Origin of the sequence: Oleiphilus messinensis (assembly GCF_002162375.1) — a bacterium.
GTDB lineage: Bacteria > Pseudomonadota > Gammaproteobacteria > Pseudomonadales > Oleiphilaceae > Oleiphilus > Oleiphilus messinensis.
In genome coordinates, this window is the sequence record NZ_CP021425.1 from 4,490,218 (window position 1) to 4,516,193 (window position 25,976).

General features: G+C 47.8%; 22 protein-coding genes. 14 read left to right on the forward strand and 8 right to left on the reverse strand.

Annotation, left to right across the window (positions count from 1 at the left end):
* The first annotated feature begins 108 nt into the window (after nucleotides 1-108).
* On the forward strand, nucleotides 109-2,838 hold the full coding sequence (locus tag OLMES_RS19490; RefSeq protein ID WP_087462802.1) for a hypothetical protein: 2,730 nt from the start codon (nucleotides 109-111) through the stop codon (nucleotides 2,836-2,838).
* A gap of 109 nt (nucleotides 2,839-2,947) precedes the next feature.
* Here the strand turns inward: OLMES_RS19490 and OLMES_RS19495 are convergent, their stop codons facing one another.
* The 6 genes from OLMES_RS19495 to OLMES_RS19525 form a co-directional block, all read right to left on the reverse strand.
* Nucleotides 2,948-3,691 carry a hypothetical protein gene (locus OLMES_RS19495; RefSeq protein WP_198343043.1) on the reverse strand — a complete coding sequence of 248 codons (744 nt, stop codon included), beginning with the start codon at nucleotides 3,689-3,691 and terminating at the stop codon, nucleotides 2,948-2,950.
* 624 nt (nucleotides 3,692-4,315) lie between these two features.
* Complete coding sequence (locus tag OLMES_RS19505) at nucleotides 4,316-4,849, reverse strand: SCO family protein (RefSeq protein WP_157678402.1); 534 nt, start codon at nucleotides 4,847-4,849, stop codon at nucleotides 4,316-4,318.
* A 146-nt stretch (nucleotides 4,850-4,995) separates the two neighbouring features.
* A complete protein-coding gene (locus OLMES_RS19510; protein WP_087462805.1) occupies nucleotides 4,996-5,856 on the reverse strand; it encodes an ABC transporter ATP-binding protein in 861 nt (286 codons plus the stop codon).
* On the reverse strand, nucleotides 5,853-6,590 hold the full coding sequence (locus tag OLMES_RS19515; RefSeq protein ID WP_198343044.1) for a hypothetical protein: 738 nt from the start codon (nucleotides 6,588-6,590) through the stop codon (nucleotides 5,853-5,855). The genes OLMES_RS19510 and OLMES_RS19515 overlap by 4 nt, the downstream gene beginning before the upstream one ends.
* Entirely contained in the window at nucleotides 6,590-7,570 is a 981-nt protein-coding gene (locus OLMES_RS19520) for an ABC transporter permease (protein WP_232465152.1), read from the reverse strand. Before OLMES_RS19520 ends, OLMES_RS19515 begins: the two co-directional genes overlap by 1 nt.
* A 40-nt stretch (nucleotides 7,571-7,610) precedes the next feature.
* Nucleotides 7,611-9,089 carry an ABC transporter substrate-binding protein gene (locus OLMES_RS19525; RefSeq protein ID WP_198343045.1) on the reverse strand — a complete coding sequence of 493 codons (1,479 nt, stop codon included), beginning with the start codon at nucleotides 9,087-9,089 and terminating at the stop codon, nucleotides 7,611-7,613.
* A 410-nt stretch (nucleotides 9,090-9,499) separates the two neighbouring features.
* On the opposite strand from OLMES_RS19525, the gene OLMES_RS19530 reads away from it, so the two are divergent.
* The 9 genes from OLMES_RS19530 (at nucleotide 9,500) to OLMES_RS19565 (ending at nucleotide 17,177) form a co-directional block, all read left to right on the forward strand.
* A complete protein-coding gene (locus tag OLMES_RS19530) occupies nucleotides 9,500-10,375 on the forward strand; it encodes a GntR family transcriptional regulator (RefSeq protein WP_087462808.1) in 876 nt (291 codons plus the stop codon).
* Nucleotides 10,362-12,098, forward strand: a complete 1,737-nt coding sequence (locus tag OLMES_RS19535) for a fumarate reductase/succinate dehydrogenase flavoprotein subunit (protein WP_087462809.1) — start codon at nucleotides 10,362-10,364, stop codon at nucleotides 12,096-12,098. Before OLMES_RS19530 ends, OLMES_RS19535 begins: the two co-directional genes overlap by 14 nt.
* Nucleotides 12,099-12,133: 35 nt before the next feature.
* Nucleotides 12,134-12,367 carry a 4Fe-4S dicluster domain-containing protein gene (locus tag OLMES_RS19540; protein ID WP_087462810.1) on the forward strand — a complete coding sequence of 78 codons (234 nt, stop codon included), beginning with the start codon at nucleotides 12,134-12,136 and terminating at the stop codon, nucleotides 12,365-12,367.
* A gap of 11 nt (nucleotides 12,368-12,378) precedes the next feature.
* Nucleotides 12,379-13,329 (forward strand): HEAT repeat domain-containing protein, encoded by a 951-nt coding sequence (locus OLMES_RS19545; RefSeq protein ID WP_087462811.1) that lies wholly within the window; start codon nucleotides 12,379-12,381, stop codon nucleotides 13,327-13,329.
* Nucleotides 13,330-13,331: 2 nt separating this feature from the next.
* Entirely contained in the window at nucleotides 13,332-13,529 is a 198-nt protein-coding gene (locus OLMES_RS28080) for a hypothetical protein (protein ID WP_157678403.1), read from the forward strand.
* On the forward strand, nucleotides 13,496-13,840 hold the full coding sequence (locus tag OLMES_RS19550) for a DUF971 domain-containing protein (protein WP_087462812.1): 345 nt from the start codon (nucleotides 13,496-13,498) through the stop codon (nucleotides 13,838-13,840). Before OLMES_RS28080 ends, OLMES_RS19550 begins: the two co-directional genes overlap by 34 nt.
* Before the next feature lie 98 nt (nucleotides 13,841-13,938).
* Entirely contained in the window at nucleotides 13,939-15,318 is a 1,380-nt protein-coding gene (locus OLMES_RS19555; protein ID WP_087462813.1) for an SLC13 family permease, read from the forward strand.
* A 277-nt stretch (nucleotides 15,319-15,595) separates the two neighbouring features.
* Nucleotides 15,596-16,219 carry a DUF4214 domain-containing protein gene (locus tag OLMES_RS19560; RefSeq protein ID WP_157678404.1) on the forward strand — a complete coding sequence of 208 codons (624 nt, stop codon included), beginning with the start codon at nucleotides 15,596-15,598 and terminating at the stop codon, nucleotides 16,217-16,219.
* Nucleotides 16,200-17,177 carry a hypothetical protein gene (locus OLMES_RS19565; protein WP_087462815.1) on the forward strand — a complete coding sequence of 326 codons (978 nt, stop codon included), beginning with the start codon at nucleotides 16,200-16,202 and terminating at the stop codon, nucleotides 17,175-17,177. The genes OLMES_RS19560 and OLMES_RS19565 overlap by 20 nt, the downstream gene beginning before the upstream one ends.
* Before the next feature lie 103 nt (nucleotides 17,178-17,280).
* On the opposite strand, the gene OLMES_RS19570 is transcribed toward OLMES_RS19565, so the two are convergent.
* Complete coding sequence (locus OLMES_RS19570) at nucleotides 17,281-18,183, reverse strand: LysR family transcriptional regulator (RefSeq protein WP_087462816.1); 903 nt, start codon at nucleotides 18,181-18,183, stop codon at nucleotides 17,281-17,283.
* Nucleotides 18,184-18,828: 645 nt separating this feature from the next.
* On the opposite strand from OLMES_RS19570, the gene OLMES_RS19575 reads away from it, so the two are divergent.
* The 4 genes from OLMES_RS19575 (at nucleotide 18,829) to OLMES_RS19590 (ending at nucleotide 24,001) form a co-directional block, all read left to right on the forward strand.
* Complete coding sequence (locus OLMES_RS19575) at nucleotides 18,829-19,599, forward strand: hypothetical protein (protein WP_087462817.1); 771 nt, start codon at nucleotides 18,829-18,831, stop codon at nucleotides 19,597-19,599.
* Between the two features lie 107 nt (nucleotides 19,600-19,706).
* Nucleotides 19,707-21,284: a transposase gene (locus OLMES_RS19580; RefSeq protein WP_087462818.1), complete on the forward strand. Its 1,578-nt coding sequence runs from the start codon at nucleotides 19,707-19,709 to the stop codon at nucleotides 21,282-21,284.
* 238 nt (nucleotides 21,285-21,522) lie between these two features.
* On the forward strand, nucleotides 21,523-22,557 hold the full coding sequence (locus OLMES_RS19585) for a hypothetical protein (protein ID WP_087462819.1): 1,035 nt from the start codon (nucleotides 21,523-21,525) through the stop codon (nucleotides 22,555-22,557).
* Nucleotides 22,558-22,684: 127 nt separating this feature from the next.
* Nucleotides 22,685-24,001 carry a hypothetical protein gene (locus OLMES_RS19590; RefSeq protein WP_087462820.1) on the forward strand — a complete coding sequence of 439 codons (1,317 nt, stop codon included), beginning with the start codon at nucleotides 22,685-22,687 and terminating at the stop codon, nucleotides 23,999-24,001.
* Between the two features lie 82 nt (nucleotides 24,002-24,083).
* Here the strand turns inward: OLMES_RS19590 and ltrA are convergent, their stop codons facing one another.
* Nucleotides 24,084-25,478, reverse strand: coding sequence for a group II intron reverse transcriptase/maturase (gene ltrA / locus OLMES_RS19595; protein WP_232465153.1), 1,395 nt, complete (start codon nucleotides 25,476-25,478; stop codon nucleotides 24,084-24,086).
* Nucleotides 25,479-25,976: the final 498 nt, after the last annotated feature.

The following is a 25,976-nucleotide window of genomic DNA, read 5'->3' on the forward strand; positions in this document are numbered from 1 at the left end:
GCAATTTACTGAAAATAAAGCTATGAACTCGACAAGCACCTGCTGCATAAACGCCGAGTGTACACAAACGGGTCAACTACACCTGCCTTTGTAACGGAGAAAACGTAGATGAATTTCAAATCTAAGGAGCTGATCGCTGTTCCACTCTTCGCCCTGCTTACCGCGTGTGGCGGATCCGGTGGTTTTTCCACTGATGGGGGAACGACTGACGATACGGATACTGAAACCGACGGAAGTTCAGAAGTAGTTCCGGCTCTCGGACTGCTGGACGGTGGTACTTTCCAAAGTGGTGCACTATCTTTGGCCAGTGATCGGTTATCTGCAAAAGGGCAAACCACGGTCACGGTGAACATCGTCGATGACTTGGACGACACATTACTGACGACCGCAACCGCAGTTTCATTCACATCAAACTGCGTCGAACAAGGCCTCGCCACGATTACCAGTCCCGTCGTATCCAGCACAGGCACAGTACAAACACTCTACACTGCTGACGGTTGCGAGGGCTCGGATACAATTACCGCGACCCTTGACAATGGCGCAAACGCTCTGGCTAACATCATCGTAGCACCTGCTGAACTCGGTGAACTTTCCTTCGAATCCGCAACACCGACTTCAATCAGTCTCCGAAATCTCAGTAATGCAGCTCTTTCAAACGTATCTGAAGTCAATTTTCAACTCCTGGACAAAACACAAAACCCGATCAAAGGGGAACGGATCCTATTCAGTCTGGATTCAGTTCAGGGTGCGACGGATGCCACCCTCACCAACTCTTTCGATACAACTGATGCAGATGGTATCGCTCGAGCCTTTATAAGCGGTGGCGCAGAGAAGGGTACAATTCGAGTTCGAGCGACCGTTGAATCCGATACCTCACTCACGAATCAGTCAGGGATAATCACGGTTACAACGGGTATTGCGACACAAAGATCACTTTCTCTGGCGCTTGATGTATTTAATCCCTTCTCGTGGGGATTAGTTGGCGTAACCGTAAATGCAAGCGTCCGCGTATCCGACTTTTATAACAACCCGGTTGCAGATGGAACCAAAGTACTGTTCTCAACCTCTCACGGCCAGATTCAACCTGAATGTGAAATCGTCGATGGTGGTTGCGCCGTGGTCTGGACAAGCCAGTCACCCAGACCTACAGCAACCGACTTGGCCATAACCTATGGTGGGGATAACCCCATTGAGGGTGACAATCTCACCAATGCGATTGAATCCCTGGGCCTATTCCTGAAAGACGATGATGGGCTTACTGTAAACGACTACATTGGCAAAGTTGCGATCATGGCCACTCTGAAAGGGGAAGAAACCACCCTGCCGGATGATAACAGTAATGGTTTATTCGACGACGAAGAAGGCTTCCTGCCACTTTCAGAAGCTTATCTCGATTACTTCCTGAACGGCCAATTTGATACCGGTGACTACTACGTTGACTGGAATGATGATGGGCAATTCACTCAGTCACCATCCACTACATTCAGGGGCTCACGCTGTACAGAAGCTGCAAAAGCCGAAGGCCATTGCTCTGCACTGGCGGACATCAATGACACGATTTACCTGGACATGTCCGCTACTGTGGTTCCGTCTGGCATTCTCTTTTTTGAAGGAGAACCGGTTACCGGCGAAAATATCAACACAATTAACTTGGGAAGCAACAGCGGCGGCGGTGCATTCGTCACAATGGTTATTCAAGATTTTAACGGCAACTCACCAGGGAATGGCACTTCAGTGGCAGTATCAGCCACCCCGGTAGACGAAAATACCGAAATTGAAGTGCTTTCTGATGGATTTACTGTTCCCCCATTGAACCGAGGACCTGTCGTTTCCGGCCTTTCCTTCAGAATCACTGAAACCAATCAAATTGACGATGGAGCGTTTCTGGGCACTATCGATGTGGACGTAACCAACCCGGACAGCACCATATCCTCTAGTTCGATTTCGTTATTCCTCGGCAATTCAACCACTGGGGATTCTGGTGATGGAACAGACACTCCTCAAGCCGCATTTAGATTGGAACAAGTCATTGACAACGGCCCATGGACTTTTGGTCAACAAGCAGCAGGCATGGCAGTTGATTCAAGGGAGCGGGTTTTCCTGGCAAACGGTGAAGTTCTATGGATGATAGATGATAGTAATGTCAGCATCTATCTAGGCACAAATGATGGTGACTTCAACTTTGTAGATGTAGACTTTGATGAAAACGGCATCATGTACCTTCTGGATGATCAAACATCAGGACAGAGAATCCTCACATCAAGTGCTGCAGGAAACTTCAGCATCCACCGGGAATTCGACTCAGTAACCTTTCCAAACTTCATGGGTGTGATCGATTCCAATCAAATTCTGGTCACTGGCCGAGAAGGTTTGAGCATGATCACCGAATCAGGGACAAACCTGGTGCACGGAAGCAGCGTGTTTAACGGCTCTACAGATTGTGCTACAGAAGACTTTGCAGTACAAAGTAATGGCAGCTATTCATACCAGCCGGGATGCAATGGTAGCGCTGTGGTTATTGGCAACGTGGCAGACCAATTCCCTGCACGATTCGAGCTGTCAAATACGTTTACCAATGCGGATTGTACCACCCGAGATCCCTCGGGTGGTTTCTTTTCTGTAGTAGAGTTCAATCAGGATGAGAGTCTCGTCCATATAGATGAAGATGCAACAGAAACAACGGGGTGGAGTCGACTTTCTTCTTCACCGACTCTCGAAAGCGCTAAAGCTGCATCAGACGAAACATTTTCATTTGACTACTGCGCAATCGCGGCTGCACCGTCTGGCAAAGTGTTCTATCAAACCTTTAGTCAGCTCTGGGTTTTTTCACCCATCTAATATTTAGATCAGGTTGACGTTCCAGTCACAGGTAAAAGCCGATATGGAACGTCTACCACCACTTCTCCCCCCGCCAACATTCCCCCCCTACTCCTGATTCGCATTTCAACTATAACCTGATCAAGAACCGACGCATCATAAGAAAACCGCCCCCCAACAGCAAGGTCGTTGCCGGTATCGGTACAGGGTTACTTTCAGCTGGATTAATTTGCCCCGCATCACCGACAAGCGCATCATCAAAAGCAAAGACATCACCGTTAGACGTGATATCAAACGTGATACTGGTAAAACTATCGCTTAAATCATAGAAACCGAAAAACAGGACCGAACCATCTGTACTGCCCGCTTCACCTTGCGTATTCGGCACCTCAATGGTTTGTATTCCGCCACCGATAAGCTCTAAAGATACGGTACCCCCAAAGTCGCCAATATCAACTCCCCAGAACCCGAAGGCGGATATGGCCTGACTAAAATCAATTCTGAAGTTTTCCACATTAGTCTCCAGAAACTGATTTCCGGAAATCGGGTAACGTCCAGCACGATTGGTTGTTCCCGGAGGCACATTTACGATACTCATGCTGGATCCAGACAGCGTGGCGTTTATGGCCCCTGACGAGCCAGGAAATTCCAAGGATATGGCACTCGTAATCCCCGTGCTCAGGCTTTCAAAATCCTCGATCCTAAAACCTGTCAAATTGCTGGTGAACTCAGTAAAGGCCGCATCAGCGTTGGGCGTTGATGCTAATCGAACAGAATTTGAATTATTGAGGTCTTCCCCGAAAAACGTCACGGGTGTAGCATGTGCGCCTGTCACCAAAGTGGCCAGAGCGATCGTTGAAAATGCTTGCTTCATAATTAGTTTCCTTTCCATCATTCAAAACTCCTGGTATCTCTCGCGGGAATATTGCACGGACAATACGCTTAGGGTAATCGAAACGATGGGCAAACTTTTCACGATTTACTAACAAGAATGTAACGTTGTGAATTGAAAAGCGCTAGATTGAATAACACCTTGAAGACAAAGTCTCCGACAGGATTGCTATTCCTCTATCCTTGGAATTTTGTCAGATACCGCTACCGTTTCATTCAATCGGCGGAGGAGGGCCAAAGTAATCCGGTTGATAAGACCATTCGCCGAATAACTTGCCAGAGTTATCATAACGGTAGATGTTTTATGATTTTACCGAAACCAGCCCGAACCTTGATAAAAAATAACGCTGAGAGGGATGGCTCTTTGGGAATTACTCTCGTAATAAAGATTGGGACGTCTAAGTATTCACCGGTTTTGAGGGGGGTCACAGGTTTCTTTGATTCGTTTATTAGTCTGGATTGATCAACGGGTGCTTTTAGTGCTTTCGTGAGTTCGGCGGACAAAGACTTCGACATATTGCCAACCCTCATTGATGACTGTATATGAGAGTGTAGTTTGAAAACCATCGCTGTCTAATATTTAACCAACCCAGATACAGGCTTGACGTTATGGTGTTGTGCTGGCGATCAGTGTCCTGAAAAACTGAATCGTCTCAGTGACGGGTAATGGCGGGTTAAGTTGAGCAATGACTTTCGCATCCGGTGAAATCACAGTACTGAATGCACTGTGCTTGACTGAATAATCTCCATGAGTATTGGCTTTACCCAGCTCAAAAGCACCACCTGTAGCGTTAGCAAAACGCTGTAATTGAACAATATCACCCGTGACGCCCACTACGTTGTCGCCAAAATGTTGCACATAATCAGACAGGCGCTTGGTATCACGCCCGGGATCAACGGCAACAAATATGATTTGCAGAGGGAATCTACTAAGGGGCTTCCCTTGCGCCAGCCATTCCCGGGAAATCGCACGGAGATTGCCCAGCACAAAAGGACAGACATCAGGACAGCTTGTATATCCCAAAACCACAATCGACCAGTGACCCATAAAGTCATCCCGTCGAAACGGGCGATCGTTCGCAGTGCGCAATGAGAATTCAGAGAGTTGATCCGGGTTTTCGACCTTAACCCATTTTTCCACAGCATACCCTGCCCTCCCCCACAAGCACAAAGCAAAAACCCACGCCAAACACAGGCAAATATTAGCGGCACGGTTCAAGGTAGTTCTCCTGTAGCGCTTGGTTGAGCACACACATCGCTCAATTGACGACGTTCCATTAACCACTGCTAATCAGTCTGCTCGGAAAAGACTTTCATACTTTCCGCACGAATGGTGTTGAGGCACTCCCGTTTCAAGTGAACAAAAACATCATCTGTGACCATGTCAGCAGTGCGTGGGCGAGGTAATTCAACGCTCAGGTCCGCGATGACCCGCCCCGGACTGGCGCTCATAATCACCACCCGGTCAGCCAGGAAGATCGCTTCATCCACATCATGGGTGACAAACATCACCGTCGTTTTGAATTCACTCCAGATTTCCAGCAAGCTGTTTTGCATCATGGTACGTGTCTGCGCATCCAGCGCACCAAAAGGCTCATCCATCAATAACACACTGGGGTAGTTCGCCAAGGCACGGGCAATGCCCACTCGTTGTTGCATACCACCGGATAACTCACCGGGGTATTTGTTTGCGAATTTGGAGAGCCCAACCAAAGCCAGAAAAGTGTTGGCAGTGGCACTGGCGCTGGCTTTACTCGCATTCGCCATTCGCGGGCCGAATGCAACATTTTCCCGAATGGTTTTCCAGGGGAATAAAGAATATTGCTGAAACACCATACCTCGATCAGAGCTGGGGCCGGTCACGCTCTGCCCGTCAACCCGAATGGCACCAGAAGCAGGTTTTACATAGCCTGCTACACAATTAAGCAATGACGACTTGCCGCACCCGGACGGGCCCAGTATGCAAACGAACTCACCGGGTTTAATTTCCAGTGAAGTCGCTTCTACAGCCGTAAATTCCTCTTTGCCTTTACCAAAGGAGAGACTCACAGCATCAATACTGACATGGCCTTTATTCGTTGTGCCAGCTGATCGAGCAAGATGATCAGATTTAATAATAGAATGAACTGTCGCAGCATTTTGCATCATGCTTCTCCTAGTGGTTTGCCATTCGAGAGGGCCGGAATGGCAGTTGGTCTGTTATCAACCTGAGTCTGGCGAACAACCACTCCAGACAACAACCAGGCGGATAGCGCAAGCAGGATAAAACCTGACCACAGCACAACCCCCTCATACGGATCCAGAAATAACGCAGTGGACGCACTTACCAGCCCTAACATTGCCAGCCCCACAACCCAGGAAGGGGTCGCACAACAGACCACCCAAAACATGGTCATGCTGGCCATACTGACCAACACCGCTCCCAAACCGGTCGCCGCAGACGCAACCCGGAGCGATTTTGTCCCTGGGGATTTTTGCTCAGGCAGACTACAAACGCTGTTTTGCCGAGCTTGTCGAAGCAAACGCCAATTCAAAACCAGCAACAGTGCCAGCAGCAAAACGGAAAGCACCTTGAATGGCAAAATGTTCAAGCTCCATTCCGAAATACCAAAACCGTATTCATAATTCATAAAACCAATTTCCAGCGCCCACTCCTGCTTAATGATCGCATACGCATCTGCAGCTGAAGGTGTTGCACGAATGATTTCAGCAACATTGCCAAACCAGTCATAAACCCGGTAATAATTTGGCGGATTGCCGAAGCTGATCATTAAACTGAGCAACAGGCTGGCGTAATAAATCAGCGCGAACAAAACAATAAAGACCAACCAGCGTAAAGGGTTGTGCTTCAAGGTAAGAAGTATCTGTTGTATACGGGCCATCATCGACTCCGTTTCTGCCACGCCAGCAGAGGTCGGGTAACTAATCGAACGGCGCAGGTTGATGCAGTGCCTAAAACACCAATAACCAGCATACCGACTACAATGTCGGGATAATTAATCAAGGAATAGGCATCCCAGGTAAAATAACCAATCCCGTACTGCCCGGAGATAATCTCGCCAGCAAGCAAGGAAAACCAGGATACGCCCATACCAATCGCCAAACCGGCAGCAATAGAGGGCAACGCCGACGGTAACACCACATGCCAAAAGATCTGCAAACGAAATGCCCCCAGGGATTGTGCAGCCCGGACGAGAACCTCCGGCGTTTGTTCAACACCATGTACGGTATTCAAAATGATCGGGAATAACGCACCGAGAAAGGTGATATAGATAATCGATGATTCTTCAGTGGGCCACATCAAAATCGCAAGGGGAATCCAGGCAACCGCAGGAATGGGACGAAACACCTCGATGTACGGCATAATGATATTATTCATCAACCGGGACCGTCCCATGATCAATCCCAGCACGATACCAAGAACCGTCGCCGCGAAATAGCCTTGCAGTATGCGCCCCATACTCACGCCAATATGCACATAGAACGCCTCATCCTGCAAATGACCCCAAAAAGTTTCACCCACCTTGACCGGGCCCGGGATATTCTCGAAGTTGATGTACCAATTAACATTGTACAGTGTCAGTAAATGCCAAACGAATACGCCGACCGCCAAAGCGGCCAGACGTATCCCCCATACACCGGCATGGGCCAGCATGGCACCCGAAATTATCCGTGCACCATGACTCCTGGTGGTGCCATGGTTCAATCCTGACTGCACGTCCACTGCGTGCCCTTGACCTTCTGAAGCGGGATCATCACACAAGGCGCTCTCGGTTTTGCTTGAAACCGGTACCGCGCTCGCATCCGGGGCTTCTAATTGATAGCTGAGAACCACATCAGATGTTTTTCTATTTGGCATCATCGGTCTCCTTGTCGTTTGCCCGATTTAGTGCAGAACAACATTAACCGGCTTCGGTCAAAGCCTCATCGAAACTCAACACGGTACCACTCACAGCCTGTGCATGGGCATCGGCTTCAGCTTTGCGCATGAACGTAGCGATCGAACCGTCCTTCCCTTTGACATAAAACGCAACTTTGCCAAAGAGTTTCAGTCCGGTCTCCGCATCGTAAACATAGGTCGAATTCAGTTTCGCTCCGGTGGCATTGAACGCAGAAACCGCCTTGAGAAAGTCCATCACTGAGGAATAGGTGGAGATACCGTCGCGAGCATGCCAGATCTCGTTGGGCAAACCCTTGTTAGCTTTCGCTGGATTGATCAGGGTGCTTTTTTCAGCGCCATAGTCTTTGCCCAGATCAGCGTATGCTGCTTTGACAAAGTCTTCGGTAATCCAGGCATCAAAGTCGAGTGGCGGGATCGCTTTTTCGCGGGTTAAGACACCATGATCCAGCTTTAGAGCATCAACCCATTTTGGTTTTATGGTGGGGTCTAGGGTGAGATGGCCGCCTTTGGAAAAATAGATATACAGCACTTCTTTTTCGACCCCGGTCCACTTCTCCATCGCCTCAACTGCGGCCATCGGGTCGCTGTTAATCCATTCTCCGGCTTCATACACCGCTTTCAAAAATGCGGTGACCACCTCGGGATAAGCCTTGGCAAAATCTTCCCGAACCACAACGCCGTGCAGGTACGGCACGCCGGTTTCGGAACCGTCATATACTTTGCGACCGGTACCCCGAAATTCCATAATTTCCGACCAGGGACAAAAATCCGAATGGGCATCGATCTTGCCCGCAGCAATGTTGGCAGCACCCACAGCCGGGCTCTGGTTTTTCAATGAATAATCCGATTTCGAGAAACCATTATCCTGCATTGCTTTGAGTAACATACCCCACGCGGCGCTGCCAACCGGGGTCGAGATCGATTTACCTTTGAGTTGTTGAATGCTGTAAATATCCGAGTCTTTGGGAACGACAATCGCGTTACCGGAGCCCTTAAGGTTGTAGCCGGTTCCCGCAACATAGAGCGTTCTCAAGCTTTCCGTTGCCTGAAATTTCGCGCCATTTACGATCAGAGGATAATCACCCATTACACCAAAATTCAGTTTATTGGCCATCATTTGATTCGTAATTGGCCCACCGGAACTGTAATCACTCCAGGATATATCGTACTCCGCATCTTTGTATTTACCGGTTTTTGGTAAATGCTTTTCCAGTAATTTCAGCTCTTTAACGACAATACCTGCAGTATAGGTATCGGTACACATACTTTGATGGCCGATGCCTATTTTTATGGTTTGCGCCATTGTCGGGGCGGCCCCCACGAGTACTGTCATCAGTGCGGTGACCGAAATCATTAATAACGTCATTCTTAACAGGGCTGAAGTTTTCAAAAACTGTATCGCTTTCTCATGGGAGGTCGATTTAAAAACAGATGTGGATTTAAAGACAGGTCTATCGGTAGGCGTACTTACTGAGTGCATGGCATTCTCCTCTGGCTGAACAGAGATGCATCCTTGAAACTGCGGGATACACCACCATTACGGGCTCATTTCGAACTTGTACTATACTTGTATTATCCTAATTCACATTTTGCACTATCCATGCCAGAGCGGTTTTCCAATATTTTTAAACGCATACATTTCAATAGGTTACACACATGATTTCAAAATAATACAGAAAACCCCAAAAAATTTACAAGACAACAAAAAGATCCATTGCAACGCACAAGAGCAATAAAATGCCCTGCAAAGACGCATGAAAGAATCAAAATGAACAGCAAACTTAATACAAGCTGTTCATTCATTTTCGAACGAACAAAAAAAGTCAAAAATAAAACTTGTTATGACATGTTATAACAAGTAGTCTTAAAACCAACGACAGGTATCGGACGATGAACGTGAGAGATAAAACACTGGCCAAATCCAACGCCGCATTATCAAGTAATGCAGCCTCCCCCCAGCCCTTGTATATCCAGATTAAAGAGGTGCTGAAAAAGCAAATACTGGAAGGCCAGTACCAACCCCATGAGCGCCTGCCGTCGGAAAACAAATTAATGCAAGAGTTCCAGGTGAGCAGGATTACGGTACGCCAGGCCCTGCGAGACCTTACCGCAGAAGGTCTGATATTCAGCTCTCAGGGGAAAGGCACCTTCGTGAATAAGCCAAAAGCGGTGCAAGATGTGCACCGACTCGAAGGTTTTGGTGAAGCCATGACGGCAAAAGGGTACGACACCGCGGCCCGCTTGATCAGCATTAAAACGATACCAGGGCCCAGAGCGGTAACAGAAGCCCTTAAACTGAAAAACAAGTCTCCGGTGGTCGAAGTAAAGCGGGTTCGGCTTCTCAACGGCGAGCCCATCTCGATTGATACCTCCTACTTTCCGGAGTCGATTGGCCAGCATTTATATGACCGCGATTTAACCGGTGATATCTTCCCCATGCTGGAGCAGCAACTGGGTACCCCCCTTGGCAGTGCCGATATTCGACTGGAAGCCAGAATAGCAGAATCCGATATCGCTGAACTGCTCGCAATCGAAGTGGGCAATCCCGTTATGTGGGTACAGCGACTGACATTGAACACAGCGGGTCACCCGGTCGATTTTGAATACCTCTCGATACGGGGCGATGCCTACCAATACCACTTCACCGTAGAGCGACATCGGGATGCCTTGCTGCCCAGCGGCCCGTCCTCTCCCGGTGATGATGCAAAACCATTAGCACAGAACCAACACCAGCATAGCGAAGAGGTGAACGATGAATCTACCTGATGATATTGCCGTAAAAGATGTGGATGTTCTGGTCATCGGCGGTGGCACTGCCGGACCGATGGCTGCCGTTAAAGCCAAAGAGAAAAACCCGGATTTGAGCGTCTTGCTGCTGGAAAAAGCCAATGTAAAACGTTCCGGTGCAATCAGTATGGGAATGGATGGGCTGAACAATGCAGTGATTCCCGGCCATGCCACCCCGGAAGACTACGTGAAGGAAATCACGATTGCGAACGATGGCATTGTGTTGCAAAAAGGCGTAATGGAATACGCAGAGCGTTCATTTGCCATGATCCAGCAACTGGACAAATGGGGCGTGCATTTTCAAAAAGATGAAACCGGTGACTTCGACGTTAAAAAAGTACATCACCTCGGCACCTATGTACTGCCCATGCCGGAAGGGCATAATGTCAAAAAAATATTGTATCGACGTTTACGGCGAGCGCGAGTTGAAATCGAAAATCGCTATCAGGCAACCCGACTACTAACCGACTCAACGGGCACCGTTTGCGGTTGTGTGGCAATGACAACACGGACCGCGCAAGTCATCGTCATTCGCGCAAAATCAGTGGTGATGTGTACCGGTGCCGCCGGGCGCCTCGGCCTGCCTGCTTCAGGGTATCTTTTTGGCACCTACGAAAACCCGTCCAATTGCGGTGACGGCCATGCCATGGCCTATCATGCCGGTGCTGAATTGACCGGACTGGAGTGCTACCAGATCAATCCTCTTTTGAAAGACTATAATGGCCCGGCCTGTGCTTATGTTACCGGCCCCTTGGGCGGTTATACGGCCAATGCGAAAGGTGACCGTTTTATCGAGTGTGACTACTGGAGTGGTCAAATGATGCTCGAGTTCTATCGCGAACTGGAAGGCGGTGACGGGCCGGTTTTCCTCAAACTGGATCACCTTGCTGAAGAAACGATTCAGGAAATCGAGCATGTTCTGCATACCAATGAGCGCCCGAGTCGCGGACGCTTTCACGATGGCCGTGGTACAGACTATCGTGCCAATATGGTTGAAATGCACATTTCAGAAATCGGCTTTTGTAGTGGACACTCGGCATCCGGTGTCTGGATTAATGAAAAGGGTGAAACCACGGTTCCCGGTTTGTACGGCGCCGGAGACATGGCTTCTATTCCCCACAGCTACATGCTGGGCGCCTTTGTGTACGGGGAAATTTGCGGTATCAACGCCGCCGAATTCGCCGAATCCCGTTCCACGCTCCCGGAAATTGATGTTGATTTTGTGCTTGCAGAGCGCGATCGCCTCCTGGCCCCTCTGAAACGGACCGATGGTATCCCGCCAAATCAATTCGAGTACAAGGCACGCCGACTGGTAAACGATTACCTGCAACCCCCGAAGGTCAACAAGAAAATGGATATCGGGCTCGCCCGACTGCGTGCCATGCGGGAAGATATTCCCTATCTGTACGCCCGAGACCCCCACGAATTATTCCGGGCGGTTGAAGCACAACATATCCTCGATTGTGCAGAAATGGCCGCAGTGGCATCCCTTTACCGTCAGGAAAGCCGCTGGGGCTTGTACCACTACAGCGTCGATTATCCCAAAAAGAATGATCAGGACTGGTTCTGCCATGTGCAGCTTTCCAAAGCAGAAGACGGCAGCATGTATTGTCATAAACGCAAGGTGGAACCCTACGTGGTTGCGCTGGATGACAACGAGAAAGAAGCCTACAACCAGTTACGAGTCAAAGAAGCTGTATAGCCTGAAATCAAGCGCGTTTCGCAAGGAGTTCGATTATGCCTGTAGCCTCGCAAATTACCGCGGTACCTGTGGTGATAGATGAAGACAAATGTATTGCCGACAAAGGCTGTACCACCTGCATCGATGTCTGCCCGCTGGATGTACTCTGGATTGATGAACGATCCGGAAAAGCACATATGAAGTACGATGAATGCTGGTACTGCATGCCCTGTGAGAAAGACTGCCCGACCGATGCGGTCACTGTAAATATTCCCTATTTGCTGAAATGAGGACCGAGTGTATGGCTAAATATGACGATCCTTTACTGATCTCAATCGCTGAACGGCTGGAAAGCGCAGACCCCGGCATTCGACGGGTTGCAACCATGGAACTGGTTGACAGCCCCGAACCAGAAGCGGTAGAACTGCTGTTAAGAGCATTGAAAGATCCAGATGCCAATGTCCGGCTGGAAGCGGCCAAAGTCATTGATGAGTTTGATGCCGCAGACATGACCGAGGCACTTGTTGATGCACTCACCTCACCGGATGAACACGTCCGCAACGCTGCCGCCCACGCCTTGGCTGATTTGAAAGACGCAGCGGCGGCCCCTGCATTGATCGCTGCCCTGGAATGCGATGACCCTTTCGTCATTGCCGGAATCCTCAGGGCGCTCAAGCCGTTACGAGTTAATGCGTCCAAGGCCCATGCCCTGACCTTTCTGGCTCATGTCGATTCAGGCGTGCGAAGAGAAGCTGTGGGTGTTCTCGGTTATCTGAAAGACGAACAAGCACTGCCTCAATTAATCAAAGTGGCTGCAGACGATACCGATCAGGAAGTCCGGCGTACCGCCATTGGGACACTGGTTTTTGCTGCCCCTCATCTCGTCGCGCCGGCGCTGGTGAAAGCCCTGTCAGATGAGCACTGGCAAGTCAGGGTAGAAGCCGCCAACGGTATCGGACGATTGAAGATCGAGAACGCGGTTACACCTTTAATGTCGCGAACCGAGGATGAGTATTGGCAAGTGCGTGAAAAAGCGGTGGAATCACTGGGCAAACTCAAAGCACGGGAAAGTATTTCGATATTGGGACGTTGCGCTGAAGATCCGATCAGCAATCTTCGTAAAGCCGCCATTGCTGCACTGGGGGAAATTGAAGACGCCGCTGCACTGCCCTACATTGAGCGGGCATTGAATGACAACGATCCGGATGTGCGCAAAATAGCCCGTTGGGCAATGGGCAAGTTTGCCGCTTGAACATGACGTATAACCTCAAGACCAAACGACAACGTACCATCGCATCCATGTGCCTGATTGCCGCTGGAACCATGCTTCTGGCTTATCGAGGTGTCAGGCCCTGCCCGGAGATCGTACTCGATACTCATCCTGTCGACTATCCGGTTCTTATCGAAGGAAATTTACGATGCACGCTTCCGAACAGCGCCCCAGAACCATAGAACTACTGCAAAAAAGTCGACTCATGAAAATCTGCTGGCATTCCGGTGATCATTCAGAGATCGCATTTTCGCTTCTGCGCCAATTTTGCGCCTGTTCTCAATGCCGTGCACAAAACATTGTCGGACAGCCGCGAAACATTGTCGGACAGCCGCGAAACCTTAACAACACGGACATTACCCACGCGACGCCAATCGGCAGCACCGGTTTACAACTGGCATTCAGTGATGGCCATCAGAACGGCATCTATCCCTGGGGCTACCTGCATGCCATCGGACAGGGCCGGGGAATAGCCTATTTCAACGAATGCTAAAGCGCTGTGCTATTATGCTGGCTGAGGTTTAGCGCTATCGTTTACCCTGCGAGAGTTGAACTGAACTCATGGTTAGCTAACCGCTTGCGGACTTTAACATGAACGAAAGTCTACTCGTTACCCAACACCCGTTTACGCTCGAAATCGGTCTCACGCTGGCAGTCATCGGGTTTACGTTTTACCTCTTTATCAGCGATAAGTTCAGTACCGATATTTCTGCCATACTGATCCTTGTTGTTATCGGTGCCGTCAGTCAGATACCGCAAGTAGACACCTTGCTCCCACCTTCTGTTTTATTCAGCGGTTTTTCCAGTAATGCAGTGATCGCGCTCATTGCCTTGATGATCATGGCAGGCGGTATTGAACGGTCCGGGGCCATGGATCGCGTGGCACAGGGTATCGTCAACCTGAGTAGAGGTCGTCAGTTCCGGGTTATTGCACTGGTTTGCGGTAGCGCAGGACTGATGTCTGGAGTGATTCAAAACATTGGTGTGGTTGCGCTCTTCGTTCCGGTCGCCTCGTACCTGAGCGTGCACACTCAGGTTCCCATTAACCGTATATTGATGCCCATGTCTTTTTCCGTCATTCTGGGGGGCAATCTCACCATTATGGGAAACAGCTCACTGATCGTGCTCAACGATATCATCCGGACAAACAGTGCACCGGAAATCAATACCCATGCGTTCCCAATATTTGCCGTATTTCCCTACGGATGTGCCCTGCTCTGTGCCGGTGTCATTCTGTTTTGCACCGCAGCGAACCGGCTTTTTCCTGAGGCAGCCTCGACAAAAAACCGCGAAAGATCGGAGACTGTCGAAACATCATCTTTACAGGGACCATCTCTACAGAGACAGACTGAAACCGCAGACTCAGTCACCCAAACGCCCAGTGCGACAGTCGCCATTACCTGCTTCGGAGGCAGTCTGATTCTGGCGTTGCTTTCAGACTTTCCGATCGGCTGGGGCCTGTGGAGCGGTGTTCTGGCGATGTTCCTGTTGAAAGTCATCAACCCCGAAAGCGCCTATCGAGCCGTAAGCTGGAATACCGTGGTCATGCTCGCTGGATTGATCCCGCTTGGAATCGCAGTGGACTACACCGGTACAGCATCGTGGATCAGTACCGGATTGGTTCGAGCGCTCCCGCCAGAACCGTTTCTGATTCCCTACCCGGTTCTTATTCAAATTACATTAGCGCTCCTGACCGCGTCTCTCACCTTGGTCATGTCAAATGTTGGTGCGACTGTATTACTTGTCCCTTTGGCGATTCAACTGGGTCAATCGACCGGTCAGGATCCTATTACCCTCGCCCTCCTGGTCGGTCTCTGTGCTTCAAATTCATTCCTGTTACCCACTCATCAGGCCAACGCTTTGGTACTGGCTACCGGACACTACCGCGTGGCAGAATTTACACGAGTAGGACTCATTGTCACCAGTATCTACTTAGGCATTGTGCTTGTTATGATCAATTCTTTGACGTAGAACTCAGAAATTTTAGACAGTAAGACTACACATCCTACGCAATCGGCGGTAGCATATGTCGGAGAAATTGCCAGAAGATATTTAACAATTTCTATGATAAGGATGTATTTCCCAACGCCGACATCGTGCAAACTCGCCAAAGTCGGGCCCGTTTCGGTAGGCATTACAGTCTGATGAGTAAATCACAGCGCTAAATCGAATCGGAAGTAACAATCTAAACCTACAGAGAAAAGTAACTATGGATTTGGTTCGTACTTTCTTAGCTGGGTTGCTATGGATGGCCCTTGCCTCTGGCACTTCTGCCCAATGCAACTCTTATAACTTATCTCAAGACTCAGAAACTATTCTTGAAATTTATGTCGCGTTTTACGGTCGCCCGGCCGATCCTGCGGGATTGAAATACTGGGCTAAAGAACTCGCCGCAGTCGATGGTGACGTAAGTAAAATCATTGGGGCATTTGGTACATCCCCCGAATATGAAACACGATTTGGTGCCCTGAATGATACAAGCCTGATCACAAATTTGTACCAACAAATTTTGGGGCGGGATCCCGATGCGGCAGGACTGAATTTCTATCAGGGCGAATTGAGCTCTGGCCAAAGCTCACTCCAAACCATTGCACTAACGATACTCGGGGGTGCAACCGGGCCTGATGCCGAAGTGATCCAAAACCGCAAAGCAGTTGCAAAACACTACCTATCCATCACGGCAAATAGTCCTGAAGCTGAAAGCGAATTCAGCAATGACGATCTTTTTACCATTCTCGGAACAGTAGCAGACAGTGCAATTGATCGCGACGCGGCCTGTATCTTGGTTACTGAAATCGGTGGCGAAGCCAATAACGGAATTAACGCCCTGAATTGGGATCAAGGGGCTTGGGATGAGCAAAACTGGAACTAACGGAAACGTCGCACCAGACAACGATTTGAATAAGGAAATCAAGATGAAAAATTACCTGCAGAAGTTTGTATTAGCAACCGCACTCACTACCTGTGCTGGAACCGCATTGGCAGAAATACCCAACACCTTTACTGCCGGTACTCCGGCTAAAGCGGATGAGGTGAACGAAAACTTCGCTTATATCGAAGAGCGACTGAACTCAGGATTGCAAACTGAATTCACCGCCGATTGTGACGCTGACCGCAGCAACCTGACCACCGTTCTTGAAAACCTGCCACAAACCAAAAGCACAGTTCATGTAAACGGTACCTGCAATCTAGGCACAGGCGTTGTGCTCACAAATAAGGATGTCCACATTATCGGTGCAGACGGAACAGTCATTCGTGGAGCCGGCTCCATTTCGGAAGCCATGTTCCTGATTCGTGAACGCACCACTCTCGAAATAGAGAACCTGGAAATTTCCAATGCCTCCGGTAACGTTAACTTGTTTGCAGCATTCGGAAATAGTATCGCCAACCTCGAAAATATCCGCTTTGTTGGTTCCATTGAAAAAGGCTTGCAGACAGCAATCATGGTTCTTGGTGGCTCAGTAGTCAACATGAGCAATATTGATGTCACGGGTGTAACTTATGGCCTGGCAGTGTTCGGCGCAGCCAAAGCCTGGCTCGAGGGCGATGCGAACCGAATCAGCGCATCTGGTACCAGTGGCCTGCGGGAAGTTCCTTCTGCAGCCCTGTTTGTATCGGAAAACTCCTTTGTGGATGCTGAAAACACGGTATTTGAAGGTGTTATGGCTGTCCTCGATAATTCAACCTTCAAATTGAACAACGGCATATTGAATGGTTCAGCCATGGTGGTGCGCCGCAGTTCAGTGGTTGAGCTGGCAGACAATGTCACCATCAATACCGTGATCTCTGCTGAAGACTTCAGCACGGTGTATGGCAGTTCTGTACAGTAGTAACCCGGTCAAACAGTCAGGATGGACGGGGCGGGTCGGGAAATTGAGTTGCACTCTGCTCCCCGTCCTCGCCGGAAAGTCTCACAACACAGATCCGTTGCAATTAAATATCAACCACGTCTGCCCCCAGGTTAGCGAACTCGGCAATCAGCGTTTTGAAGGCATCCATGCTCGGTTTTTCGGCATCTTTACGCCAGATCAAACAGGTTGTGGTGTCCCGCCACCGCGCAGGTAACGCGTGCTTTTTCAACCCCGCCGCAAAGGGCACACTTTGCAGGAGAATTTCCGGCACAATACCGACACCCATGCCGGCGGTTACACAATTCAACATGGCATGGTAAGAATTGATCTCCACCACGCGGGCAGCCATTCGTGATTCTCCCAACCAGTGCGTCAAACGGGTACGATAGGCACATCGACTGGAAAATCCCAGTAACGTGGGGGACGGCCCCAGATCCAGGGGCGTTGAAATATCCGGATGAGGGTTTTCAGATACAATCACAAGTGACTCCTGAAATACCGGCTGCTGACGCAAACGTTCATCTGCCACGGGATCGGCAACCAGCGCGAGGTCGAGATCCCCGCGTATAACTTGCTCAATGAGAACCCCCGTCGGATCGGTATGCACTTCGAGTGTCACCTCCGGGTACTGGCGGTGATAAGCCATTAGCACATCCGCCAGTCGGGTAGCCGCCACCGCTTCCATCGTGCCAAGGCGAAGCTTGCCACGGGGATAAGGCTGATTCAGTTGATCTACCGCCTCCTGGGCAAGTGCCAGTATTTGTTTGGCGTACTCACGCAATTGTTCTCCCGCGGGGGAAATATACAAACGATTTTTGTCCCGGACAAACAACTCCTGCCCCAACTCCCGCTCCAGCTTTTGAATCCGCGCAGTAACATTCGACGGCACCCGATGAAGCTGCTCCGCCGCACGACTCACACCACCAAACTCCGCAACTTTACTGAACACCAGCAAATCAGTCAGATCCATCGCAAACTTTTCCATGGACAAACCTCGTGTATTTCAATCTGAGTAAAACAACGCCAGCTTACCGGCACACACAACCTCACCGCCCTGGTTTATATCATACAACCGTTTTCACAATAACATTCACAAAACATGAAAGCTACATCATAAATTATTCACTATTTGAAAAGAATCAACAGCGAAAGCATGTCCAGCCACCGAGCCCCCAATGCTGACCTGCTCTCACTCACCGAAGAAAACTTAAAGCCAGTCGGATACAGCACCACGCATAATCGTGGCGAAAGTCTCGTATCATCTAAATCGCCACTAAAAAACTGTTCATAACGACAGTTATAATAGGAGTGGCGGCTTTTAAGAAAATTCTGTCTATATAGAACCTGAAAAATCATGCGCAGCTTCGCCTGAGCCAAAAATACAAGCATCTGATAAATATAGAAAATCTAATCCATATTTTTGTTTACATAGACAATAATCCTGTCTATGTATGCCGGAATGCTCTCTTTTCCTCCAGCGAAAAGCTGATACACTCATAGTTAGTGTTAGGTACAGCCACTGATAATCGCGGTTATAAGCGTGATAGAAACGACGGATCTGGTGGGCCGGAAGTTATTTACGAAGCACGCAAAGTAATAAGCTGTTAGGCCATAAAATTGGAGACTGAATATGGCATGGTATAATTCAAGTTCATTGTGGAGCGTTTTAGTAGCAACATTAGCCCTAGTGCTGACTCAATTGCCTCCAATTTTGCAATGGTTTCCCGAATACAAGCTTTCAATACAACATGACAACAGGATCGGTGTTAACAATGCCATAGGTATTATCGGACATAACTTGGCGATTGAATTACATAACAAAGGAAATCGAGAGTTAAATGTTGAAAAAATTGAGCTAGAAATAATCAACCCAGACCAGAAAAAGAGAGTTCTGAATGCAGAGTCATTTTCACCAATGATTACGGGGGGCGGCCAACCGATAAACCTACCTGTTAACTCAGTGAAACTTTCACCCAATGAAAGTTCATCGGGTTTTATTTTCTTTAATCAGACTATTAGTCCAGACACAGAAGAGAAATATAATGAAATACGGCTTTCTATCTCTCAAAGTATATTTGATAAACAACAATTAATTGAGTGGGGAGCACTAAATCCCAGAGCTTCTATAGAAGCTAGTGAATCGCTGGTAGATACTGCAATTGAGTTTTTTGAGGAACATTATGACCTGGAAAAGGGGCTGCATAAAGTAACAATTGTCGTGTATACCCAAGAGAAAGCTGAACCGTTTAAAACCCATCTAGAATATACAATTTATGGATATCACATTGAAACAGTGAGATCGCAAACTGATGATTATAAGTATGGTGCAGGAATTTATGGGCCAAGTGCCAACAGCAAACAGGTCTGGTTAAAAGTCAGGCCTAACAATCGCGTTAATTAGGACGCTCGCAAGCTCGCGCCTATTACGCGGGCGTTGAGCCTGTAGAAAAAGGTCGATTCCCACCCATATTTTGCTAAACTCAGAGCATTGATCAAGGAGTGATTCAGATGCCAAAGTTCAAGCCTTATAATTACAATCAAAGCGCAATGGTGGTGATCAACTATCACGATCAACTCCAACCCGGCACGTTTGAATACGCCATCCATCACCTCATCGAACATAAGCTCGACCTATCGATATTCTTCCCTAATTATCATAACGACCACACCGGACGGCCCGCCTACGACCCGGCCATCCTGCTCAAAATCGTATTATTCGCATACTCCAAAGGCATTACATCGAGTCGGGAAATACAATGGTGTTGTGAAACCAACATCATCTTCAAGGCGTTGTCCTGTGATTCGGTTCCGCACTTCACGACCATTGCAAACTTTGTGAGCGGGTATCCGGACGAAATAGCATCGCTCTTCGAACAGGTCTTGTTGATTTGTCATGAGCAAGGCTTACTCGGCAATGAGTTGTTCGCAATCGACGGCTGCAAGATGCCCTCAAATGCGGCGAAAGAGTGGTCGGGTACGTTTAAAGAACTCACCGAAAAACGCGATAAACTCCGACGACAAATTCGCTATCACTTACGAGAACATCAACAGAATGATACGAATGCGTGTCGGGATGAAGAGCGACAGAAGCGCCATGAGCAGGCCGTGAAAACGCTTGATAAAGCAGCGGAGAAAATCGACCAGTTTTTAAAGCTCCAGCGCCCACGGATGGGCCAGGGGAAAAGACCAAAGGAAGTGAAAAGTAATATCACAGATAACGAATCGGCCAAGATGACCACCTCCAAAGGCACGATTCAAGGCTACAATGGCGTCGCGGCAGTCGATAAAAAGCATCAGATCATCATCGATGCACAAGCCTTTGGTGAAGGTCAGGAGCACCACACGTTAGCCCCCGTACTCGAGTCGATAGATAATCGGTTGAGGCGGCTTGGCATCTCAGACAACATTTTTCAATCAGGCACTGTTGTTACAGCTGATACCGGGTTTGCCAATGAAGTCAATATGAAATACCTGTACGAGCGGGATATCAACGCCTATGTGCCAGATAACCGGTTTCGCAGCCGTGATCCTAAGTTTGCGGATCAGAAAAGGAAATATGGTAAGCGCCATCAAGATACCAAATCGAAAGAGTCTCACCATGGCAAAGCCGTGATTCCCGCAAAGGAATTCACCTTTGATCCCATTCAGTTGACGTGTATTTGCCCTGCGGGTGAATCACTGACTTTCCACGGGGTTCGAGAAGACCCACACGGTAATCCGAAAGCTTTTTTTGAGGGGCGGTTATTACAATGCCGACACTGTGAACTCAACACAAAGTGCATGAAAAATCCGAGTGCTGCAAACCATCGCAAAGGCGCTGGAAGGCAAGTCTCATTCATAATTACAGACAAGCGCAAGCCCAACTATACAGACTGGATGAAGTGCAGGGTTGATAGTGACGCAGGGAAGCAAATCTACAGTCACCGGATGTCTGTTGTAGAACCTGTTTTTGGCAATATTGGTACCACCAAAAAATTAAACCGCTTTAGCCTGAGAGGGAAAGCGAAGGTTCAAGGTCAATGGCAGTTGTATTGTATGGTTCACAATATCGAGAAGGTATTGAATTATGGGGAGCTCACCGCATGACAGGCGGTAAAAGCTTGTATCCGGACAATTCGAAACATGCCTGTAAGCTCGTAAGTAAAGCGATTGATCGCACGAAATTGAAATAACGAAATAAATAACTTGCCAGCGGCTAATTCATAGCCGATGGTTAATGGATAGAAATTGAATTTGAGGTGTGTGGATATTGGGTCATGATTGGCTTTTTCTACAGCCTCGTTAGAGAACGAATGGAACGTAGTATTAATTGAAAGGATAGAATATGAATCTGATCGATTACGAACTATGGAATCTTTTGATGGCTCCAATGGGGTTTACTATTCTTTTATTCTTTGGTTTTTTCTTCATGAAGGAGTGGAGGATTGGCCGAGAACGGGATTTCGAAATGAGGAAGAGGGAATTTGATTTAAAGAGAGAAGAGGTTGCCGGCGCTGCAAGTATAAATATAAATAACGAAGCTCCAGGGTCTGGGAGCGATTTGGGAGGATATATTACTGTCGAGATCCCGGAAGAAAGAAAGCCAATGTTTCAGGATATATTGAAAGGCTTCGAAGAATATTCTCTGTTGAAGGGGTACAAAGTATCTATCTCGACAGACACAAGTGAAATGGACCGGATTTCATTCAAAATCACGATACTCGACTTTGGTGTTACAGCAAATCGTAATTCAGTAAAACAAGATCTGAACGAATATATTCGAAAAGTTCAACTGGGAGAGATCGACGAAGATATTCCACGAGTCATTAATCCTATTGATCACTCTCGGATCGTTATGGCACTAAAAAATAGAATCACATTCTTACAACAAAACTATGAAGTAGAAAAAAACATTAAGGAATTTTATGAGGGCTTTGTAAAAAATCTTCCTGTTGGAGGTTTTTCGCATGGTAATCCAGTTTTTCATATAAGCAATGGAGGTAATACCGATATGGATCAAAGAAAGTACATATCAAATAATTCTGCAAACGTAATGCAAGGCGATAATCACCAAAATCGGGTTGAAGCTGGAAATATAAATATCGGTTCAACTGTTAGTGAAAAGAATAATCAAATTGATCTATTAAGTGATTTAATTAAAGAGCTTTCTAGGAATTCCGATAATGAAGAGTACCAGAAAGCTATTCGACACTGCGAGAGTATCAAAGATGAGATGTTGGATGAGTCTCAACCAGACGAGGGAATGATTGGTAAACTTTTAAGGAAAGTAAGTGGAATCCTTAGTGCTGTAGAAAAAGGATCTGAGCTATTCGAAAAGGCTCAAAGTGTGTTTGATTCTTTTGGGGGCGCGAGCCTCTAACAAGCCAATGCACGCGGAGCCAGCTACGTTACGCAATTTTGCAGTGTCGCTTCGCAACACTTTACCACAAAATTGCTCCACTCCGCTGGCCCGGTGATTGGGGCGTTAGCTTTTAAGGGAGATATTCATGAGCAAAGAGTTAGTTGTTCCAGATGGAAAAAAATTAGAGTTACTATCAAAAGAAGAAGCATCTCTCGTATCGAAGGAAATCGTGAATGTCCGTGAGGAAGTTAGAGATTGTCCTTATTTAGAAGAAGCCCTTAAAGTTCTTCCAGTCAAAGGGTACAGGAGCGCAATAGGGTCATACTGGAACGCAGTAATAGATGATATTCGGCAAAAAATTATTCATAGGAGTTTGGATCTGTTCAACAAGGAGGTTAACCCGAAGAAGAAAATTGAGAAATATGAAGATTTTCAAGATTATGTTACCGATAACGATCTAATAGAGGGAGCGTACAAAATAGGTGTATTGAGCTGGGAAGCACGAAAACTAATGCATCAAGCCAGAGAAACAAGAAATATGTTTCATGGGCACCCTAAGAGCTCTGACCCTGGACTACTTAAAGTATTGAATTTGATTTCAGACTGCAATAAGTATGTTTTGTCACAAGAGTTTCCGCCTTCAATAATAGATATATCGACGTATCTGGCACAAATGGATTCTCCAGATTTCTCCAGAAATGAAATAGCGGTAGACCAGGCATTTACTGATTTGCCTCCTGTCTACAAGACTGAATTATCGAATCGGTTTTATACAACCTATTGTAGCGACAGTGTATCTAGTGATCTTAGAGGTAATATTGAGTTTTGCGCACCAATATTATGGTCATCGCTGACTAAAGAAGATAAAAAGCAAATTGGAAAGCGTTTCGATAAAGAAGTTGTAGAAGGGAACAAACAAAAAATAACTAAAGCATTTTCGTATATAAAGCTAGTAAACGGCCTTATGTATGTTAGCTCCGCTTCGCGGAGAATTCTAATTGAGCCTCTGGTGTCTGAGTTAAATGAATCTTTAGATGACTGGGATAAAGAGGCAAAGCTAGTCAAAAAGATTCTGCCAGCTTCGAAATTTATTCCAGCTGATCTTTTAATAGACTTTGTAGGCGCAATTACAAAAACCTTTGTTGGCTACAAGGGTAGTAGCTATAGCTATTCTAGAACCAATTTTTACTCCAATGCTGCTGCGCCCTCCATAAAAGAAATGTTTCAATCATTCGACTCTGCGGGGATAGATGCATTTGTTGAGGTAGTTAAAACTGACCGAGTCCTAAGAAGAAGGATTAAGGAGGCTGGCCAGCTAGAAAGGCTCAGGGTTTTAGCTAATATCTTGTTGGAAAATGAAATTGCTAGCGAACAAGCTGAACAGTTTTTAGACGCACTCTGTGATGAAGATGAAACTGAAGAGTTTTTTACAAAAGTATTGCCGAAGCTTAAGAAAAGCTAATCGGGTAACCGGGGGTATCTAACCCCCAGTCCCCACAACACCCTGCATGCCTGCGCGGCCCGGCGTTCCCGCACAGGGCGTTTCACTCAGGATAGTGAAGCATAATCCAACCATCGCGTAATGAATAAAGTCCCTCAGATTTCAAATACTCCAATGATAGAGCTCGATTGATTCCCGGAGTCTTAGAGCTACGCCATGGGCCTTTGCTGGTGATGCCACAGGCAACCGCCACCTGAACATGAACACCGCGTTTCATGAGATTTCTAACTTTGGTGCGTGGCTTTCGCCATTGACGCCAATATGCCATTCGCACCCTGCGACGAATCCAGTGATCCAGATCGACGCAGCGTTGATAGCAGTTAGCGATACCAAAGTAGTTAATCCAACCACGTAGGTATTGGCTCAGTTTGAAGAGCTGATATTTCATCGAAACTCCCCAGTTGCGATTCGTCAAACGTCGAACTTCCTGTATAAAATTCTTAAGGGAGCTCCGGTGCCATTGGATGCGTCCAGCCTGGAAAGTGAATCCCTGGAACTTGCATTCACTGGTTTTGACGACGTGGCTTTTAGTCGTGTTAACAACCAATTTCAGCCGGCATTCTATAAAACGGGTGATACTTTTCAGTACACGTTCACCCGCTCTAGGACTGTTTACGAGGATCGTAAAATCATCCGCATAGCGGGCAAAGCTGCGTCCCCGTTTCTCAAGTTCTTTGTCCAGAGGATCGAGCATAATGTTAGCCAGTAGAGGCGATAAAGGTCCTCCTTGTGGCACTCCTTCTCGACTCTCCATGTAGAACTGGTTATCGATAACCCCAGCTCGGAGATAACGCTTGATCAGTTGTAATAGGCGCTTATCCTTCACCTTGCGGCCAAGGAGCGTCATTAGCAGATCGTGGTTAACCCGGTCAAAGAACTTGGACAGGCCGACATCCACAGCAAAACGGCGTCCCGTTTTGATAATGTGTTGAACCTGTTTTACCGCCTGTTGCCCATTTCGATTAGGCCGGAATCCAAAGCTATTGCTAGAGAAGCCGGGATCGAAGATAGGCGTTAGCACTTGGGCGATGGCTTGTTGAATCACTCGATCAGTAATCGTGGGAATACCCAGCAGGCGTTTACCGCCATCAGGTTTATCGATCTCCACGCGTCGAACGGGTGAGGGTTGGTATCGTCCTGAGTTCAGGTCGTTAACAACTGCTTTCCAATGCCCACCTTTTACCCAGGTCGGGAACTCATCAATGGTCATGCCATCAATGCCAGCGGCCCCCTTGTTGGCTCGAACTTGTTTCCAAGCCTTTTGAAGGTTCTCAGGCTGAAAAACTCGTTCGAATAGATTATTGCCAAAGGCTGGCTTCGTATCACTACGCTGAGTCACGTCATTACCGGTCGGCATTCGTGTGTTCAAGTATGACAAGGCTCCTCCTTTATTCTGAATGTTCAGGCCTTCGCCTAAGGCGCCTACTTTTGGCACCATGTCCCATCCATTACGATGGGCATTGGGCTACTATGCCGTCTGCTGACTTCTGCTTAATCACCGACGAAGTTACCCCCGCAGGCGCTATCAATGGTCATCTGTTCGCTCTCTTTAGTTGATGAGTCCAAAGAGCCAAGACATTTCTTTACCAGAGCCTCACTGGTTTCTGATTGGTCGCATGTTAAGCAGATCTCCGGAATGCCGGACCACCCGAATAAGAACATTAACTTTCACTGCACAACTGGACTAGGCGTCCCCCATATTTACGGTGGCCGTTAGATCACGTGGCTTCGATGTCTTGTGCCATCTCGCCTCCAGCCTACGCCTCATATGTTGTTCTTGGGGGACGCCTAGTCTTCATCAGCTCGCAGTTTTGCTAGCGGCTTCCTTCCGGCCGGCGTCCCGGAGACCGTTCCTCACGGATTGGCCCTTGCCATTCGCTAGTAGTTATCGTTAAATCGTTTAAGATTGATTTACTGGTGATCTTCCTAAAGAGGA

Excerpts from the sequence above, each read along its gene's own strand:
- OLMES_RS19490 (WP_087462802.1), top strand. The coding sequence starts at position 109 with ATGAATTTCAAATCTAAGGAGCTGATCGCTGTTCCACTCTTCGCCCTG.
- OLMES_RS19495 (WP_198343043.1), bottom strand. The coding sequence starts at position 3,691 with ATGAAGCAAGCATTTTCAACGATCGCTCTGGCCACTTTGGTGACAGGC.
- OLMES_RS19510 (WP_087462805.1), bottom strand. The coding sequence starts at position 5,856 with ATGATGCAAAATGCTGCGACAGTTCATTCTATTATTAAATCTGATCAT.
- OLMES_RS19515 (WP_198343044.1), bottom strand. The coding sequence starts at position 6,590 with ATGGCCCGTATACAACAGATACTTCTTACCTTGAAGCACAACCCTTTA.
- OLMES_RS19520 (WP_232465152.1), bottom strand. The coding sequence starts at position 7,570 with ATGATGCCAAATAGAAAAACATCTGATGTGGTTCTCAGCTATCAATTA.
- OLMES_RS19525 (WP_198343045.1), bottom strand. The coding sequence starts at position 9,089 with ATGCACTCAGTAAGTACGCCTACCGATAGACCTGTCTTTAAATCCACA.
- OLMES_RS19530 (WP_087462808.1), top strand. The coding sequence starts at position 9,500 with ATGAACGTGAGAGATAAAACACTGGCCAAATCCAACGCCGCATTATCA.
- OLMES_RS19535 (WP_087462809.1), top strand. The coding sequence starts at position 10,362 with ATGAATCTACCTGATGATATTGCCGTAAAAGATGTGGATGTTCTGGTC.
- OLMES_RS19540 (WP_087462810.1), top strand. The coding sequence starts at position 12,134 with ATGCCTGTAGCCTCGCAAATTACCGCGGTACCTGTGGTGATAGATGAA.
- OLMES_RS19545 (WP_087462811.1), top strand. The coding sequence starts at position 12,379 with ATGGCTAAATATGACGATCCTTTACTGATCTCAATCGCTGAACGGCTG.
- OLMES_RS28080 (WP_157678403.1), top strand. The coding sequence starts at position 13,332 with ATGACGTATAACCTCAAGACCAAACGACAACGTACCATCGCATCCATG.
- OLMES_RS19550 (WP_087462812.1), top strand. The coding sequence starts at position 13,496 with ATGCACGCTTCCGAACAGCGCCCCAGAACCATAGAACTACTGCAAAAA.
- OLMES_RS19555 (WP_087462813.1), top strand. The coding sequence starts at position 13,939 with ATGAACGAAAGTCTACTCGTTACCCAACACCCGTTTACGCTCGAAATC.
- OLMES_RS19560 (WP_157678404.1), top strand. The coding sequence starts at position 15,596 with ATGGCCCTTGCCTCTGGCACTTCTGCCCAATGCAACTCTTATAACTTA.
- OLMES_RS19565 (WP_087462815.1), top strand. The coding sequence starts at position 16,200 with ATGAGCAAAACTGGAACTAACGGAAACGTCGCACCAGACAACGATTTG.
- OLMES_RS19570 (WP_087462816.1), bottom strand. The coding sequence starts at position 18,183 with ATGGAAAAGTTTGCGATGGATCTGACTGATTTGCTGGTGTTCAGTAAA.
- OLMES_RS19575 (WP_087462817.1), top strand. The coding sequence starts at position 18,829 with ATGGCATGGTATAATTCAAGTTCATTGTGGAGCGTTTTAGTAGCAACA.
- OLMES_RS19580 (WP_087462818.1), top strand. The coding sequence starts at position 19,707 with ATGCCAAAGTTCAAGCCTTATAATTACAATCAAAGCGCAATGGTGGTG.
- OLMES_RS19585 (WP_087462819.1), top strand. The coding sequence starts at position 21,523 with ATGAATCTGATCGATTACGAACTATGGAATCTTTTGATGGCTCCAATG.
- OLMES_RS19590 (WP_087462820.1), top strand. The coding sequence starts at position 22,685 with ATGAGCAAAGAGTTAGTTGTTCCAGATGGAAAAAAATTAGAGTTACTA.
- ltrA (WP_232465153.1), bottom strand. The coding sequence starts at position 25,478 with ATGGTGCCAAAAGTAGGCGCCTTAGGCGAAGGCCTGAACATTCAGAAT.